The sequence below is a fragment of the Peribacillus sp. Bi134 genome (assembly GCF_918698065.1).
GTDB lineage: Bacteria > Bacillota > Bacilli > Bacillales > DSM-1321 > Peribacillus.
The window spans coordinates 290560-308396 of record NZ_CAKKLN010000009.1; the positions used below are offsets into that span (position 1 = coordinate 290560).

General features: G+C 38.7%; 18 protein-coding genes. 14 read left to right on the plus strand and 4 right to left on the minus strand.

Annotation, left to right across the window (positions count from 1 at the left end; genetic code table 11):
- Positions 1–352 precede the first annotated feature (352 nt).
- From LQ188_RS21690 to LQ188_RS21705, 4 genes are all read left to right on the plus strand, one after another.
- Positions 353–1324, plus strand: coding sequence for an acyltransferase family protein (locus LQ188_RS21690; RefSeq protein WP_230178195.1), 972 nt, complete (start codon positions 353–355; stop codon positions 1322–1324).
- Between the two features lie 408 nt (positions 1325–1732).
- Positions 1733–1891, plus strand: a complete 159-nt coding sequence (locus tag LQ188_RS21695) for a hypothetical protein (RefSeq protein ID WP_230178196.1) — start codon at positions 1733–1735, stop codon at positions 1889–1891.
- Positions 1892–2227: 336 nt separating this feature from the next.
- Positions 2228–3337 (plus strand): D-alanyl-D-alanine carboxypeptidase family protein, encoded by a 1110-nt coding sequence (locus LQ188_RS21700; protein WP_230178197.1) that lies wholly within the window; start codon positions 2228–2230, stop codon positions 3335–3337.
- 321 nt (positions 3338–3658) lie between these two features.
- Complete coding sequence (locus tag LQ188_RS21705) at positions 3659–4171, plus strand: DUF3189 family protein (RefSeq protein WP_101223204.1); 513 nt, start codon at positions 3659–3661, stop codon at positions 4169–4171.
- 214 nt (positions 4172–4385) lie between these two features.
- On the opposite strand, the gene LQ188_RS21710 is transcribed toward LQ188_RS21705, so the two are convergent.
- The gene (locus LQ188_RS21710; RefSeq protein ID WP_101223203.1) at positions 4386–4565 is read right to left on the minus strand and encodes a small acid-soluble spore protein H; all 180 of its coding nucleotides are present in this window, start codon (positions 4563–4565) and stop codon (positions 4386–4388) included.
- A 219-nt stretch (positions 4566–4784) separates the two neighbouring features.
- Between LQ188_RS21710 and LQ188_RS21715 the strand changes: the two genes are divergently transcribed.
- From LQ188_RS21715 to LQ188_RS21735, 5 genes are all read left to right on the plus strand, one after another.
- Entirely contained in the window at positions 4785–5231 is a 447-nt protein-coding gene (locus tag LQ188_RS21715) for a GNAT family N-acetyltransferase (RefSeq protein ID WP_230178199.1), read from the plus strand.
- A gap of 156 nt (positions 5232–5387) precedes the next feature.
- Positions 5388–6038: a hypothetical protein gene (locus LQ188_RS21720; RefSeq protein ID WP_230178201.1), complete on the plus strand. Its 651-nt coding sequence runs from the start codon at positions 5388–5390 to the stop codon at positions 6036–6038.
- 251 nt (positions 6039–6289) lie between these two features.
- Positions 6290–7162 carry an AraC family transcriptional regulator gene (locus tag LQ188_RS21725; RefSeq protein ID WP_230178203.1) on the plus strand — a complete coding sequence of 291 codons (873 nt, stop codon included), beginning with the start codon at positions 6290–6292 and terminating at the stop codon, positions 7160–7162.
- A 146-nt stretch (positions 7163–7308) separates the two neighbouring features.
- Positions 7309–7764 (plus strand): SRPBCC family protein, encoded by a 456-nt coding sequence (locus LQ188_RS21730; protein WP_230178205.1) that lies wholly within the window; start codon positions 7309–7311, stop codon positions 7762–7764.
- A 755-nt stretch (positions 7765–8519) separates the two neighbouring features.
- Positions 8520–8699 (plus strand): DUF4083 domain-containing protein, encoded by a 180-nt coding sequence (locus tag LQ188_RS21735; RefSeq protein ID WP_230178206.1) that lies wholly within the window; start codon positions 8520–8522, stop codon positions 8697–8699.
- Here LQ188_RS21735 and LQ188_RS21740 read toward each other — a convergent pair.
- The gene (locus LQ188_RS21740; protein WP_230178207.1) at positions 8696–9277 is read right to left on the minus strand and encodes a hypothetical protein; all 582 of its coding nucleotides are present in this window, start codon (positions 9275–9277) and stop codon (positions 8696–8698) included. The genes LQ188_RS21735 and LQ188_RS21740 overlap by 4 nt on opposite strands.
- Positions 9278–9603: 326 nt before the next feature.
- Here LQ188_RS21740 and LQ188_RS21745 point away from each other — a divergent pair, with 326 nt between their 5' ends.
- On the plus strand, positions 9604–9789 hold the full coding sequence (locus tag LQ188_RS21745; RefSeq protein ID WP_286141416.1) for a YjcZ family sporulation protein: 186 nt from the start codon (positions 9604–9606) through the stop codon (positions 9787–9789).
- Between the two features lie 58 nt (positions 9790–9847).
- Here the strand turns inward: LQ188_RS21745 and LQ188_RS21750 are convergent, their stop codons facing one another.
- The gene (locus LQ188_RS21750) at positions 9848–10690 is read right to left on the minus strand and encodes an alpha/beta hydrolase (protein WP_230178208.1); all 843 of its coding nucleotides are present in this window, start codon (positions 10688–10690) and stop codon (positions 9848–9850) included.
- Positions 10691–10986: 296 nt separating this feature from the next.
- A complete protein-coding gene (locus LQ188_RS21755; RefSeq protein ID WP_101223195.1) occupies positions 10987–11763 on the minus strand; it encodes a 3-hydroxybutyrate dehydrogenase in 777 nt (258 codons plus the stop codon).
- A gap of 257 nt (positions 11764–12020) precedes the next feature.
- Between LQ188_RS21755 and LQ188_RS21760 the strand changes: the two genes are divergently transcribed.
- From LQ188_RS21760 to LQ188_RS21775, 4 genes are all read left to right on the plus strand, one after another.
- A complete protein-coding gene (locus LQ188_RS21760; RefSeq protein WP_230178209.1) occupies positions 12021–12968 on the plus strand; it encodes a 3-hydroxyacyl-CoA dehydrogenase family protein in 948 nt (315 codons plus the stop codon).
- Positions 12965–14140 (plus strand): acetyl-CoA C-acetyltransferase, encoded by a 1176-nt coding sequence (locus LQ188_RS21765; protein ID WP_230178210.1) that lies wholly within the window; start codon positions 12965–12967, stop codon positions 14138–14140. Before LQ188_RS21760 ends, LQ188_RS21765 begins: the two co-directional genes overlap by 4 nt.
- 64 nt (positions 14141–14204) lie before the next feature.
- Positions 14205–15875: a sigma 54-interacting transcriptional regulator gene (locus tag LQ188_RS21770; protein WP_230178211.1), complete on the plus strand. Its 1671-nt coding sequence runs from the start codon at positions 14205–14207 to the stop codon at positions 15873–15875.
- Positions 15876–16433: 558 nt separating this feature from the next.
- Complete coding sequence (locus LQ188_RS21775; RefSeq protein ID WP_101223190.1) at positions 16434–17819, plus strand: GntP family permease; 1386 nt, start codon at positions 16434–16436, stop codon at positions 17817–17819.
- Positions 17820–17837 lie beyond the last annotated feature (18 nt).

Genomic DNA, 17837 nt, shown 5'->3' on the forward strand with positions numbered 1-17837 from the left:
CGTTATCATACTCATGCTTATATAATACACTACCCGTTCTGCTAAGGCGAAAACGTCTGGAACTGCTTGGGATTTGATTTTGAAAGTGATTGTCCGTTCCGGCAAGTCATTAACGGGTGCGTTAGCGCGTCTCGATTGGCGGGTGGAGTTTTTTGTTTAAGTCTCTGTTATCAAACTGTTATTTTCCATTAACTATACTGTAAACAAGCTATGGTATGGTAGATACTCCAATGAAGTTCCGTAAATAAACAGCCGGCAATCCTATATTAGAGGAAAGCCGGCTTTTTCATTCAAACCATAATTGAGGATCAGAAGATATAACTAGCAGTTTCTTTATAGGGGGTAAGATTTCATGAAGCGTGATCCGTATTTTGATAATGTGAAAGCTGTTTTAATCGTACTAGTTGTTTTGGGACACACATTAGCTAGAATGGTGGAAGAAAACGAATGGATTTTAACAATTTATTTGTTTATTTTTTCATTTCATATGCCAGCTTTTATTTTAGTATCCGGCTATTTTTCAAGAAAGATAAAAAGTAAAAAGGACCTCTGGGGGCTAATTAAGAAAATATTAATTCCCTATGTAATATTCCAGGTGATTTATACCTTCTATTATCAGAAGTTATTTGATGAGCCAATTGAATTCACAATTTTGACTCCGAGATGGGCTTTATGGTTCTTAATAAGCTTATTCTGCTGGAATATATTATTGTTTATATTTTCCTCGAGGAAATATGGAATCGTTTTTTCAATAATTGTCTCTCTAATAATCGGTTACTTTGGTGAAGTGAATGAATGGTTAAGTTTGTCGAGAACGTTCTTTTTCTTTCCTTTCTTTTTAATTGGTCATTTTTTAGAAAAAAATCATTTTGAATGGGTTAAAAAGAAAAGTAATGCCCTAATAGGCTGGGCTGTACTAGGTTTAATCTTTATCGGTATTTATTTCTATGGGGAAATGACTTGGAGGGAATGGTTTTATGGCCGTTTAGGTTATAAGGAATTAATGGAAGGCTCCATTGCCCTCGGTTTTATATATAAGTTTCTCGTTTATTTAATTATGGGAGCAGCAACTTATTGTTTTTTATGTATTGTTCCTAAAAAACATACTTTTTTTACTGAGATAGGATCAATTACATTAGGTATTTATCTTTTTCATATGTTTTTTCTGGAATATGTTTATAACTCATTTATATATGATTGGATCAAAGAAAGTGGCCAGTACTATGTTTTATTAGTCATACCTGTAACCATTATATTTATATTATCAAGAAAACCGATAGTAAAAGTGGAATGTGTGTTAATAGGAATGAAAATGAAAACATAACAGAATTTTAACTCATATAAAGTAACTAGCCCATTTGTTTGAAGGGCTCAGGCTGTAGACAATCTCGATGAAGAACAAGTTAGTTTCAATTTTCATTTAGGTTTATTAAACATGGAACGTCGATTTCCACTTCAGGCACTCGCTTTCCGCGGTCGGTCGGGGAGCCTCCTCGGCGCTTTTGCGCCTGTGGGGTCTCCCCTCGACGCGCTTTTCCCGCAGGAGTCTCGCACCTTTCGTTCCAATCAACTCTGTTTTGAAATTTAGATAAAGCCCCTTTTGTTTACAGTTTTTATGAGGGTTTATTAAACCTGGAACGTCGATTTCCACTCCAGGCACTCGCTTTCCGCGGGCGGTCGGGAACGGTCTCATCTCGAACTATGATTTTAATACAAGACTAGATTATCCTTCATGTTTTTTACTGTAATCCTTATTGGATTGAAGAAATTTGCGACACTCCTGCCGAATTACTGGCTAGCCGAGACACCGCAGCCGTTTGCTTTGATGCGGCTTGGCAGACAGTCGGCGGAAAGGGAGCGGATTTCTGAAATCATCTGGAACGTTTTTTAAATAAAAAAACTGCAGTCAAGCTGGCTTTTCTTAGATTTTATCTACAGACAGAATCCCTTCAGTTTGAAGGGTTTTTTTCATGAAAAGAAATTGCCAGATATTTAGTGATCTACAAAAAAATCTATTTAATGGAGATTAAATGGAGGCTCCACTAAAAGGGTTACAACCCTTATAAAGTTATTTCAGGAAAGAAAATGAAGTTCATTCCCCGAAATGTTTCCAAAATTATTAAGGGGTAATTACTTTTGTATTTCACTTTCAATAAATCAACTCTAAACATTCAGATTTATTTTATTATGACTATATAGGATTTTACTATCATCAAAGGAGCGGCATATGAAAAAGTTTTTCTTCATCTTCATTTTGGCTTTAATCCCCTTCGCCTCTACAACTGTAAGTGCAGAATCTGACTTACCTCTCAATAGTGATGCCGGTATCATTATTGATGCGAAAAGTGGAAAAGTATTATACGAAAAAAACATGAATAAAAGTATGTATCCAGCCAGTCTAACGAAAGTTGCCACGGCTATATATGCTATAGAACACGGGGATATGAACGAACTAGTGACTGTAAGCAAGAAAGCAGCGAAGGCAGACGGGTCTTCGGTATTTATTGAACCTGGGGAGGAAATAGAGCTTTCCAAATTAATTGCAGGAATGCTAATCAACTCCGGAAATGATGCAGCCATCGCAATTGCCGAGCATATGTCTGGCAGTGAAAAACTGTTTATGGAAGATTTGAATGAGTTTTTAAGAAAAGAAGTAAACGTCACCGATACTCATTTTACGAACCCCCATGGATTGTTTGACAAAGACCATTTAACTACAGCCAGTGACCTTGCGAAAATTACCCAATATGCAATGAAAAATGAAACTTTCCGTGATTATTTTGGGAAGAAGGCTTTACCATGGGAAGTGGAAACATGGGACACGACTCTAATTACCCATCATAAAATGTTAAAAGGAGAACTCCCCTATAAGGGAATAACCGGCGGGAAAACCGGTTTCGTCAGTCAATCCGGCTACACCCTGATTTCCACTGCCACCAGAGGTGATCAGGAATTGATTGCTGTCACTCTAAAAGCTCCTTCAGACAAAGTTGCCTACGCTGATACGAAGCTTTTATTCAACTATGGCTTTGATAACTTTATATCAGGCAAAATTGATAAAAAAAGCAAACTATATTCAGCGGACTACTCTCATTCCTACACGCTGAACGAAGACTTATACTATACTCATTCAAGCAGTGATCAACCTAGTCTAAAAACGGGTAATGATGGAATTCTCTCAATCATGAACCAAGAGGGGGAAGCAATAGAATCCTTTGACCTTAAAACGGTCGCTGATGTTAGGAACACAGTATTGCCTGCCCCGATTAAAAAAGAAACAACCAATGATAAGCTAATTAAATTATCTGTCCCATCCCTAGGATTGGGAGGGTTATAGGACTCGTTACTAATGAAACCCACTGACTGGCTAACAGAGGCGTTGCTGTCTATACATACCCAGCTTAAAAATAATATAAACAATAAAAGAGTGCCCTTATCATTTATTACTGATAGGTGTACTCTTTTATTTTTATTGATGATTCGAACACAGGAATATTCTTATCTACTGCAAAAACGATCTTGTTTTTAGATAGGACAACTTTATTATGTGAAATAAGATCATATTCCTGAATTCGGATATTCCCCTAAAATAATCAACCGAATTGGAAATGGAGTATATGACCATAATAGTATTAAAAAAACTATTAGGGATGATTTCATGATGTATATCTATAATGATTATGGGGGTACACATACCACGTCTATGGCTGCCGCATATCATTTAAAACAATTACCTCAATCGGAAAGAAAACTAACAAAGGAAGAAATATTAAATGTAAAATATTTCAATAAGTTAACGAAAAAAGAGTTTGGAAAGCTAATTTTTCGCGGGACCGATGAAGATGGCAACTCGGTTTATACAATTGGACATAAAAGAGAAAAGCTTGTGGTTCCAGCATTAAAAGAATTGACATTACTGCTAGAAGAGAAATTTCATTTTAACGAAAAAATAGTATTCTCCAATACATCACCAACGGTACCTATTGCTATGTCTATAGGGGGTTACCTATCAAGAGCATTAAAAATTGATTTTATAGGTGTACCATTATTAGTTATAGGTGCAAAACAATGCTGTGATAATATTTTTCGGTTGGTTGAAAATACGAAACAAATAGGAAAAGCAGCGAATGGGGAAAAAGTGATTATATTAGAGAATGAAATATATAAGTAATATTAAATATTGTAAAAGATTGCTTAGCCCATCGAAATTCGTTTTTGAAAGTGCAGTTTGTAACTTTATTAGGAATTAAAGTCAACGATTGATGTTGGCTTTTTTTTAGCTTCTGGGAGAATATACGCTATATAGACGTGGTGCTTGTTCAATGAACTTAATCGAACAATAAACCACCACCCGAAAGTGGAGGTCTATTATTGAATCGAGGAAATTACTGCTCCTTTAAGCTGGTTACAGAAACACTTTGTTTTTTATTTGGATCGTCAAGGGGATGGATTGTAGCTGTTCCATTTTGTTCATCGACGTGCTCGATATAGATGCTTTCCTCATTATAGGTTACATTAACCATATTTGGTGAAGAAGCAATTTCTTCTGCTCGTTGTGCTTTCATTTTAGCCACCTCCTTTGATTTTGCAACATGTATAATATTTGTTTCGGGTTACTTAGTTATACTTGTTGTATTAAAATTCTACCAGGAATTCCTTAAACCTTACTTAAGATCGAGTTATATTTAAGGCAGCTTTTAACATTTCAGCAGGTTAGTTCAGAAGATTAAAATCAGTGATTTGGTATAATTACAGAAAATTAAAAAAGGTCAGGGGGATGTAAAATGAATATTAAGGGGTTTTCGATTTCCACTAATAAAAAGCATTTAGATGTGGATTTAATACATAATTTTTTGAATCAGGAAGCTTACTGGTCAAAGGGAATACCCAAGGAAACAGTAATAAAGTCAATTGAAAATACAACCTTATGTTTTGGGGTTTATAAAGGTGAAATAGGAAATGAAGATATTGAACAAGTTGGATTTGCAAGGGTAATAACCGATTTAGCAACCCATGCGTACCTTTGCGATGTGTTTATATTACCTGACTATCGTAAATTAGGATTATCAAAATTGTTAATGGAGGTTATCACCAACCATTCCGAACTAGAAGGGGTTCGCAGGTTTATGTTAGCTACCAATGATGCACATTCATTATATAAAAAATACGGTTTTAACCAGATTGATAATCCAGAGCTATTTATGCAAAAAGTCCGTAAATCCCCATCTTAACAATAAGAGTATTTTCATTAACAGGTGCGAAAGTTCTCTAAGGGGCAGTGACGAATTGCTCTTTTCTTATAGAGCAAAAGGGGCATTAGCTGAAGTAGGAATTCTGACTTATATGCAGGAATAGAGTAAATTTACGAAAAGATATGAGGAATTAAAATGGAAAAATTTAATTTGATCAAGCAAAATCATAATGTAGTTCCAAATTATAAAGTAAATGATAAGGAAGTTTCTTTTGAAATATACATTAGTCCCAAACAAGAGGTCTGCATTATTGGGAAATTAGATAATAACTATATATGCTGGTGTTCTATAACTCCTATTTCTGACTATGAAAATAATTCTGCTATTTTTCAATATGTATCGAATCTCCAAACCAAAACGATATCAAATGATTATAAAGCTTTAGGAGATCGGTATAAAGAAGTGAAAAATTGGCATAGAATGCAGATTAGTAAGAGACCTTATCAAGATCAGTATCTTTATTATTCTCCAGTAACTTCTTCCTTCTTTACGGAAGGTGAATTTTTCGGAAGAGAAATCTATACATTTTATAAACAAGAGAGAGCCAAATGTGATTACAGGTTAATTGACGATGCTTATATAACTATTTTAAAAAGATATAAAAGCATTTTAAATAAAGATAATCAAGAATATAGTTATTATCATGAAATGAACCCACTAATTAAGATAATAAAAGATGAAAGTTACATAAAACTATGTCCAATATCAGAAATCAGACAATTATATTTAGAATGCCTTGAAAAATGTGATGATTTATATAACCGATATATGACAGAGGTTCGTTAAAAAATATTTTGCGGATTGGTTTTGAGGGTAGTCCTTTATAAAAATTAGAAATAATAAAATGACTTACCGAGTGTTAGTTTTCATTACTTTTGTAAAAGGAAGTAATTGCATTTTCATTAAAAGTCTATAAGAAATCGTGAAGGTTTGTAATTAAACTAACGGAAAAGTTTATATCCTGCATAATCGTGCACAGAATGTCGGATGATTAGTTTCAACTCCTGCTATTCTGTTGATATAAGGGAGGTCATTGAATGGATTTGCTCAAAAATATGAATGGTGCCATTAAATTCATTGAAGAAAATCTTACGAACGAAATTGACTTTAAAGAGGTTGCAAGGATAGCTTATTGCTCGGAATATCATTTTAAAAGGATGTTTTCCTTCCTTGCAGGTATTTCACTATCCGAGTATATCCGCCGAAGACGGCTTACACTTGCAGCGTTTGAGCTTAAAGATAACAACATAAAGGTCATTGATATAGCGATAAAGTACGGGTACAGCTCACCGGACTCTTTTGCGAGAGCGTTTCAACATTTGCATGGCATCACACCATCTGAAGCGAGAAGTAATGGCCATTCACTTAAAGCCTATCCACCGATGTCCTTCCAATTATCCATTAAAGGAGGCAGTGAAATGAACTATCGAATTGAAGAAAAAGAGGCGTTTCACATAATTGGAATTAAAAAAAGAGTTCCAATCATTTTTAACGGGGTTAATCCAGAGATTGCATCGATGTGGAAAAGTTTAGACGAGAAAACGATAAATGAACTTAAACACCTATCGAATGTCGAGCCATTAGGACTGCTTAGTGCATCTGCGAACTTTTCCGAAGGCAGGTTGGAGGAAAAAGGGGAGCTTGATCATTATATCGGCGCAGCAACAACGAGGGAATGTCCAGAAAACTTAACACAGCTGAAAGTGGATGCATCTACATGGGCGGTATTCGAAGCAGTCGGACCCTTTCCTGAAACACTGCAAAATGTATGGGGCAGGATTTATTCCGAATGGTTTCCATCCTCTAACTATGAACAAAGAGAAGGGCCGGAAATCCTTTGGAACGAAAATAAAGATATAACCTCACCAACATTTAGAAGTGAAATATGGATCCCCGTTATGAAAAAGTAAATATAGGCAAAAGATTTATTCGAAGAGCTGTCTTAAGGCAGCTTTTTTCTCGTGGAAAAAAAAGGAAGGTTAATGAGGGAGAGCTAGGTAATATTTGCTTTAACGAGCTATAATGATAGAAAGTGCTTATATAAGGAGATTTAAAAATGCCTGTTATTGAGTATCAACAATTTATTAAAGCACCAGTTGAATTATCTTTTGACCTAGCGAGGAGTGTGGATATCCATACTAAAACGACAGCGAAAACAAAGGAAATTGCTGTTGATGGTGTGACAGAAGGGCTTTTAGAAAAGGGAGATACTGTTACTTGGGAAGCCATTCACTTTGGTATTAAACAAAGGCTGAAAGCCAAAGTGACATTAATGGAAAAACCAAATAAGTTTGTAGATATTATGGTGAAGGGTGCCTTCCATTCATTCATACACACACATCAGTTTATAGAAGAACAGGGCGGAACTATAATGATGGATAAATTTCAATATAAGTCACCATTCGGTCCGATTGGAGTTTTAGCTGATAAGTTGTTTTTAGAGAAGTATATGAGAGCATTTATCGTTTCTCGTGCAAAGGCACTGAAAAAGATTGCCGAGAATATGAACTAGGTTAGTGGCAGGTCAGTGCATAAAGAAAGCAGGTAGAAGCAAGAAATGTTGAATTTGACCAAACTATCACACTTAATAATTATGACATTTGTGACATTGAACTACATGAGAAAACACTACTGGTAAGTAGTTATAGAACTAATGGGTGCTTTAGCTGAAGTTCGTAGCTGTCTCTTTATCACCGGCACCCTGAACATTAGCAATTGGCTCGGCTCAGCGGTACAACCGTGTTAGGCCCGCGGATACAACCGGCCTTTATTTATAATTACGGATCAAATCGTTTGGCTGCGATTTGATCTTTTTATTTGTTTTTATAAGAATAACACAGATAGAACAAATGTTCCAGTATAAAAGTGTAAAATTATTACTTTTTTTGAAAAATCAGCTCTGATAAAAAGTATTGTTGATTTTCTTGAAGACTAAAGGGGCAGGTTAGCTAGGGAGCCGTAGTGTTTTCCAACTTTGTAAGAGTCATATGCTATAATTAGCCAAAAAAGGAGAATTTTATTTGAATGCACTAATTATCTCTATATATTTAACTATTACACTTGTATCGCTTACTTTCGCTGGACCTTATTCTCCATTGGTGGGACTTGCAGTTGGATTGCCATTACATATTCTAATATTACTTACACAAATATATAAAGAATTAAAAGTGATATCTAAAAAATTATACGAATAATTTTGTCAACTCTACGTTCTGTGCAGTAGACATGAGTTATGGTTAAACCAAAAAAGGAAAGGGGTGAAGTTCTTTGGGTTACAATATCGGTGATATGGTATATCAACTTATTATGTTTGTTTTGTTGATCGGGGTGATTTTTGCTGTTTACTTTTTTGTTCGTTCTCTTCTTACAAGGTCAAAACAAACCAATAAAATAGAACAAAAAATTGATAGAGTAATTGAGATGCTTGAAAAGGATAAAAGAGATTAATTTCTTTTAATCCTTTTCTTTTTTTGTTCCACACAGGCCACTCTATCGGCGTTAGTCCAATAAGAAGCCGAATATACTCTAGTTATTTCATCTAATGCAAAAAAGATTATTGAGCAAATAACCGCAAAGATAAAGAAACCTCCTGGGTCAATAAAGTATGTAGCCAATCCAAAACCAATATGTATTACTCCAGATAACCAGAAACGAATATTGAAATACTTCATTGAAATAAATTCAGCAATGAGTGAGACTGGTAAGCCATAAAAGAAATTTCCCATTAAACTATAAAAAAGTACAATAAGAATAATCTGAAAGAAATCTCCATCTAATTTAAAGGATGGTTCTTCAAAAATCGAGACAAGAAATAAACCAATAGTAAAGGTTAATGATGAGTAGAATGCCACTTTAATTTTTCTGAAATGGTCTTTAAACAGAAGCTTTCTAATCACAGGAAATAAAAACGCAATCGTTATTAAAGCAAGTAAAGTTTTAATTATGATCGGTGTAGTTGAAACTAGTACTATTGTCAACAGAACAAGCATGGAGAAAACAAGAATATAAGAATTTCCTTTTATCATAAATACCTCGAACCTTTTTACCTTCATTGTACAATAAGCTGAAGTTAGTAGGATATTACAAAACAATTATCATCTTCACAGAGATAAATCCTTTTTGAATGTTCGTATTATTAGTGATAAGGTGTCCGGCAGTTCGACGCTGCGTCAGGTGAAGGTGTATGAAATTTCAAAACAGTAAAAATACGCTGTTAAACTGTTTTATTTCGGATCAACTAAGGGTGGTTAAAAAAGTTTTCGGTGATTTTGTGTCAATATCCTAATTAGAACATATGTTGAATTAACCCATTTAATTTTTTCCTCCTAAAACAAATAAGGAGATGTTTCTATTGTCAAATTGTGGTCATGAATCAAATTGCGGTTGCGGTAACGATGTTGGTGGATTTGGTGGCGGTTTCGCTTTTATAGTCGTTTTGTTTATCCTTTTAATCATCGTTGGAGCTGCTTGTTTCGGCGGCGGCGATGGAGGTAACGGTGGCTGTTATCCCGTTCAAGGATATGGCGGTTTCTGCTAACAAATGTATAAAGAAAAGCCGACCTTTATTGGTCGGCTTCTTTATTGCTGATTTTATACTATCGCGAAGTAAGCTTTATGACTGATTCGATAATCATATCCCAGTCTTCACTATGAATCTCATGCCCTGATCCATCAAGAGTCACTAATTCAGCATGAGGGATGGCTTTCGCAAGAGCAAGTCCGTGCTCGTATGGCAAGGCTGGATCTTCTGTGCCGTGAATGATGAGGACAGGTACGGAAATCTCACCCATTCGATCGAAATATTCGTCTCCGCCAGCAAGCATGGCATGATTGAATCTGCTCGGTAGCTGTTTGGCACGGTCAGCCTCTCTTTTTGCCAGTTTATGCATTCTTTCCTGCTCATAAGGTTTGGAACCGGCTAAAGTTTTCCATCCATCCGCAAGATAAGCGATGACCGTCTCCCGATTTGACCAATCAATGGAAGCACTTTTTGCATGATGATCCAATATGCTCTGATCCATTGGAGGCAGTTTTTCCATTACTGTCCCGAACACGCTTGATGCAATTAGCGTAAGCGTATTTACGCGTTCCGGATATCTTAAGGCAAGAATCTGGCCGACCATACCGCCTAGGGACATTCCAACGATAGAAGCCCGCCCTATGGAATAAGCGTCCAGGACACCAGCGGCATCGTCAGCCAAATCCGTTATTGTATAGTTGGAGGTACCGGGTTCATAAACGGTAGACCGGCCCAGATCCCGATGATCGTAGCGAATGACAAATCTCCCCGAATCGGCAAGGCGGAGACAGAAGTCATCATCCCACCAGTCTAATGAAGACATCGCTCCCATGATCAAAAGCACGGCAGGGTCCTTATGGTTTCCAAAACTTTCAGTACATATATCCACTTTATTTATTTTCAGTATCTGTTCACTCATGTTTTTTACCTCCGTATTAAATATTATCCAATAGCCGTTACCATGGCGCAGATCAATATATACTTTCCGGAGCATGATGATTGGCCTGCGCTTTTAATTATCGCAGTCTAACCCACTTAATAATCATGACGCGGCCTCCTTTTAATAGTTGTAAAAATGGGAGGTATCCCTATATTACTTTAACATGGGGGATTTCTTTGTGCCACCAAATTTTCCCACGTTTCCATGCAGACAGAAAACCCCGAATACAGAGCACCTTTTTTGGTGTCCTTTATTCGGGGTTTTTAAGATGCATTTTATTGAGCTGTATATCCGCCATCTAACACGACTGCCTGGCCTGTGACGCCCCTTGCTTTGTCGCTTGCGAGGAAAATGGCGTAGTCGGCAATTTCACTTACATCGAGTAAGCGGTTTTGTGGGACAAGTGGATAGATGACCTCTTCCAAAACGCTTTCCAGTGGAACTTGTCTTGTTTTCGCCAGGTCCTCCAGTTGACCGCGGACAAGAGGCGTGTCCACGTATCCTGGGCAAAGGGCATTGACGGTTATGCCAAAAGAGGCGCTTTCCAAGGCGGCGACTTTCGTCAATCCGATTACACCGTGTTTGGCACTGTTGTACGCTGCTTTGTTGGCGAATCCAATCAGACCGTTAATGGACGAGATATTGATTATCCTGCCGAAGCCCTGTTCTTTCATGATGGGCAAAACGTTCTTAATTGAAATGAACGGCGCGGTCAGCATGATTTTGATCATCAATTCGAATTTTTCAGTTGGAAACTCTTCAATTGGTGCAACATGCTGAAGGCCGGCGTTATTGATGAAAATATCTATTCGTCCGTATTTGTCTTTAGCTTGTTTGATTAGTTGGATAATATCATCTTCACTTGTTACGTCAGCTTTTAAGCCGATAACCTCCAAGCCGTTGTTCCTAAGGTCTTGAGCAGCTTTTTCAACTGTGTTTTGATCAAGGTCGGACAAAACGACCTTTGCACCATTTTCAGCAAATATCTTTCCAATCTCAAAGCCGATCCCTCTAGCGGATCCGGTAATTATCGCCACTTTATCTTTAACCATATTACATTCCTCCAATAAAAAATGTAATGGTCCAGGTCTGTCATTTTATGTCGTAAACAGGGAATATTTCACAGAGTAAGCTCCATTGGAAATATAAAGGGAAGGTTATTAAAAATATGATTTAGGTTAATGAGTAAGAGTCTATCATGATTTTCTTGATAACAAAAGAATTTTATTTCCCCTTATCGTTGGCATGGATATTGCATATATAAAAAGGTGAGTAAATAAAGGTAATTGAAACGGAAAGGGGAAGCTGGATGATTAAAAAAATAGCCATTATCGGTTCTGGTGTAATGGGGAGTGGAATCGCTCAGTCTTTTGCAGTTAGCGGGTATTTCGTCACCATTAACGATATTAAGGATGAGTTGCTACACCGTGCCCAAAATCGAATTTCTGAGAATCTATCATTGCTCATCGAGGAAGGGGTTTTGACTGATCAGGAAAAGCAAGTAGCTTTAGCCCATATTACATATAGCGTGGATTTGGAAGGGGCAGTAATAGATGCTGATTTTATCATTGAGGCCATTCCGGAAGTCATCGAGCTGAAGTTGAATCTATATGAGCAAATGGAGGAAATAATCAAACCGGATGCCATTGTTGCCTCCAATACATCGACCTTTCCGATTTCTCAATTGATGGAGAAGGCATCGTTTGCGGACCGAATGATCATCACGCATTTCTTTAATCCTGGCCATTTGGTTCCATTGGTTGAAATTGTTAAGCATGACGAAACAAAGCCGGAAATCGTAAAGACAACAATGGATTTGATGCGTAAAATCGGCAAGTCTCCGATTCTCTTGAAAAAAGAAATAGCAGGATTCATTGCCAATCGTCTCCAGACTGCCTTGATGCGGGAAGCCTTTTATCTATTAAAAGAGGGCGTTGCCAATGCTGAGGATATCGATACAGCGATAACGGCTGGACCAGGTTTTCGATGGGCATTCACCGGACCGATCGAGATTGCTGACTTTGGCGGTCTGGACACTTGGCAGCGTGTTTTCGATAATGTTTCACCGGCATTGGATCAGAGTAAGGAAGCCCCTGATTTGATTAGTGATTTGGTGGCCGAGGGAAAGCTTGGGACGAAGTCGGGAGAAGGGATTTTTACGTATGAAGAATCTACCGTTTCCCAGAAAATCAATGAGCGGGACCGTAATTTTATTAAACTGGGAAAATTAAAAATGGAGAAGGAGGAAGTGTTATGAGAGAAGTAGTGATTGTAGGGGCAGCAAGAACACCAGTTGGTGCGTTTGGAGGCAGTCTTGCCAATGTTTCAGCGGTCGACTTGGGAGTCGTGGCAGCTAAGGAAGCGATTAAGCGGGCAAATATCTCGGCTGATTTGATCGATGAAGTATTGGTTGGGAATATTCTCTCTGCTGGATTAGGGCAAAATGTGGCACGTCAGGTTGCGATTTATGCAGGGATTCCGGAAACAACGCCGGCCATGGCCATTAATAAACTTTGCGGATCTGGCCTTCGTACAGTCATAATGGGAGCGCAATTCATTGCCCTTGGAGATGCTGATGTGATTCTTGCCGGGGGTATCGAAAGCATGAGCAATGCTCCGTATTTACTTCCAAATTATCGTTTTGGGCAGAAAATGGGTAATGCCGAAGCGGTGGATTCAATGACTTATGACGCCTTAACGGATGTATTTAATCAATATCATATGGGTGTGACTGCAGAGAATATTGCCGAGCAATGGGAAATCAGCCGTGAAAAGCAGGATGAATTTGCTTTAGATAGTCAAATGAAGGCTGAAAAGGCGCAGCTTGAAGGACGATTTGCAGATGAAATCGTACCTGTTGAATATAAACGCAGAGGAAAGACGATCTTGGTGGACCAAGATGAACACCCGCGTCATGGGCTGACGATAGACCAACTTACGAAGCTGCGTCCTGCTTTTAAGGAAAATGGAACGGTTACGGCAGGAAATGCATCCGGAATCAATGATGGGGGTGCGATGTTGGTCCTGATGTCTAGAGAAAAAGCAGACGAGCTGGGATTGGAAGCATTAGCGACAATCAAGTCATATGCAAACGCCGCGCTTGATCCGAAAATCATGGGATACGGTCCAGTTCCTGCGACAAGGAAAGCTTTGGCAAAAGCGGGATTGACAATAGAAGATATTGATTTGATGGAAGTGAATGAAGCCTTTGCGGCACAGTCACTCGCCGTGCTTAAGGACCTTGAACTGAAGCCGGAGAAAGTGAATGTGAATGGAGGGGCGATTGCCCTGGGTCATCCGGTAGGCGCTTCCGGTGCCCGCATCTTAGTGACTTTATTGTATGAAATGAAGCGCAGGGATGCAAAAACCGGCCTTGCCACCTTATGTATCGGTGGCGGGCAAGGTACTGCGCTGATTGTGGAGCGGTAATGACTTGGCCTCATTTTCCTATGATATAATGGAGGAAACTTCAGACGGGTTAAGGAGAATAGGAATGGTCAGCGATAATAAAACTATTCAATTGGAATTAGTGAAAGCGATATTGGAAGAATTGCCTTTTGGTGTTTTGGTGACGAAAAACGAAAAAGAAATCGTTCTAAGCAATCGCGTATTATCTGAGGCTTTTGCTGAGAATCAATTTGAGATGCAAATAAAATTGATTTTAGAAAAAAACCTTGTACCAGCTGTAAATACTCCGATCCGCTTGAATGATAATAATGGGATTGTCAGAAAAGCCATCATTCAAATGGGTGATGAGGAGTATCAGATTTACCTCCTATTGTTTACAAATAATAAAAGTGATTTTCTTAATATCGATAATCATGAAGAACTTCTGTTTAAGGATATTATCGAGTTTGCTTATGATGGCTTGGTGATGGTTGATACGGAAGGGTATGTCCAAATGCTGAGCCACGCTTATGCGGATTTTCTTGGGGTCGATCAGGAAAGCTCGATAGGGAAACATGTAACGGAGGTCATTGAAAACACTCGTATGCATGTGGTCGCCAAAACTGGCAAGCAAGAGGTCGCTGAATTACAAAAAATTAAAGATAATTATATTATTGCGACCCGCTCCCCGATACGGAAACAAGATAAATTAATAGGAGCGGTCGGAAAGATCCTTTTTAAGAATGTCGGGCAATTTACCGCTCTTTCCAAGCGGATAAATTCACTTGAAGTAGAGCTGAAAAAGTACAAAGGCGATTTTCGCGAGAGAAATAAGGCCTCATATACGTTTGATCATTTGATGGGAAGAAGTCCTGCTTTCATGGAAGTGAAAGGTCAAGCCAAAATTGCAGCTAAAAGCGACTCGAATGTGTTGATTTTGGGCGAAAGCGGAACAGGTAAGGAGCTGTTTGCCCATTCCATTCATAATGATAGCAGACGGGCCATGGGCGTGTTTGTCAAAGTGAACTGTGCCGCCATCCCGGCAGAGCTGCTGGAGTCAGAGCTTTTTGGTTATGAAGAGGGTTCTTTCACTGGTGCAAAAAAAGGCGGAAAAGCAGGTAAGTTCGAAGCGGCTGAAGGCGGAACGATTTTTCTCGATGAAATCGGTGAGCTGCCACTGCATATGCAGGTGAAGCTGCTCCGTGTTTTACAAGAAAAAGAGATTGAGAGAGTAGGTTCTACGGGAAGTATTCCGATTGATGTACGGGTAATCGCTGCAACGAACCGTAATCTGGAGGAAATGGTCTCGAAAGGGGAATTCCGGCTTGATATGTATTACCGGTTGAAGGTCTTGCAAATCCAGGTTCCTTCCTTAAGGGAGCGACCGGAGGACATTGAAATACTGGGAAATCATTTTGTTGAAAAGTATCAGAACCTTATGAAAAAACGCGTAATGGGAATGAGTGATCAAGCATTACGGCTGCTTCGTCTTTATAAATGGCCGGGGAATATTCGTGAGTTGGAGAATATCATTGAACGCGCAATGAATATTGTTGAAGAAGGGGAAATGATACGTTCCAAGCATCTCCCTAAAGAAATAACGGGTCATAAAGAATCAGTATCGATCCGTACCTTAGCTGAAGTAATGGATGAAACGGAACGGGCTGCAATCGTTTCATGCTTGGAAATGACCTCAGGCAATAAATCAGAAACGGCAAAGAGACTCGGAGTTAGTAGAACAACGCTGTATGAAAAAATGAATAAATATGGTTTATGACTGCAGAAAGTGCCCTTTAGCCCAAGGGCACTTTTTTTTATACTTTTTAACCTCCTCTTAAGAATAGATACACATTTGTGCATATTTTTCACTAGCAAATATTTGCGTGTGTTAGGAAATCCGTACATAAAACGAAAGAAAATTTGAAAGTTGTAAGAAAAGTCTTACACTTTTTTAAAGTTTATACTTAGGTGTACTGAAACCTTGACAGTTTTAAGGGACTTTAGCTCTTAAAAGGGAAATAAACTGTTGGAAAAGGCTTTAAAGATGAGATTTTTCATTGCATTAAAGTTGGCACAATAATTGCATAATTACTTAGTGAATGGCCTATCTGTCATTTTATACTGTTTTTTCACGTAAAATGAAAAGGGATTTCGTAATTCAGCAAATTGTTGAAAGCGTTATCAAAAATTGGGAGATCATTCAGCCTGACTTGGGGAAGGCAGGCTTGGATGGTAAAAGCGGAAAGATTAAAAATGTGGAATTTAGGAGATTAATAGTTCTATTTAAATGCTGCCGAAATAATTTTGGGGCAAGGGGAGAAAAGGGGGAATTGAGTTGGTGATTCAAATTTTAGCCATTGTTGTGGCGCTGGGACTTTTAATCTTTTTAGCCTACCGGGGCTATCCGGTCATTATCATAGCGCCGGTTGTTACTTTACTGGCGGTCATCTTATCCGGTGGACACTTGCTGCCGAGTTACACAGAGACATATATGACGTTTGCGGCTAACTATATAAAAGCGTTTTTCCCGATATTTTTATTAGGGGCCGTATTTGGAAAAGTCATGGAGATGAGCGGTGCAGCTGCATCCATCGCCAAGACCATCGTAAAATCACTAGGCTCAAAGCAGGCCATTCTTGCTGTAGTGCTGGCGTGTTCGGCGCTGACATATGGCGGGGTTTCATTGTTTGTAGTGGCATTCGCCGTTTATCCATTCGCAGCGGCAATTTTTAAAGAAGCAGACATTCCAAAAAGATTATTGCCGGGAACGATTGCATTAGGCGCTTTCACTTATACGATGGATGCCCTTCCTGGAACACCTCAGATTCAAAATATCATTCCAACGAATTATTTCGGAACAGATACGTATGCAGCTCCAGTAATGGGGATTATTGGCGCGATCATGGTATTTACAGGAGGAATGATCTGGTTAGAGCGTCGCCGTAAACAAGCGTTGGCAAATGGTGAAGGATACGGGGAAGGACATATTAATGAGCCAGAAAGTGCAGAACAGCAAAACCTGCCTAACTTTTGGCTGTCCATCGTACCGCTCATCCTTGTCGTAGCATTTAATTTTGCTTTCAGCCGCAGTGCCATTTCGGTTAAGCACTGGTATGATGCATCGATGTTGAAGGAAACTTTCAACATTGCGGATGTAAGCACTGTCACTTCATCCTGGTCTTTGATTGTGGCACTGACAATCGGTATCATTGCAGCGATGCTTCTGAATGTTGGACGCATCAAGGTCAAATTGGCAAGTGGATTAACAGCTGCGGCAATGGGATCATTGCTTGCGATATTCAATACCGCTTCTGAAGTTGGTTTTGGGAATGTTGTGAAAACGCTACCTGGATTCTCGGTCATTCAAAACTGGGTGTTCAATGCAAGCGGTAATCCACTTGTATCCGAAGCTATTGCCGTCAATGTGCTGGCAGGGATTACCGGATCTGCATCTGGTGGACTTTCGATTGCGTTGGAAGTAATGGGAGGTCACTATTTGCAGGTGGCCCAAAGTGTCGGAATCACCCCGGAAATGCTGCATCGAATTGCATCCATGGCATCTGGCGGAATGGATACACTGCCGCATAATGGTGCCGTCATTACCTTACTTGCCATTACTGGACTGACACATCGTCAATCTTACAAGGATATCTTTGCGATTACGGTTTTGAAAACAGTGACCGTGTTCATCATTGCTTTTGCAACTTCACTGTTTATTTAATAGAATAGTATTTAGAAT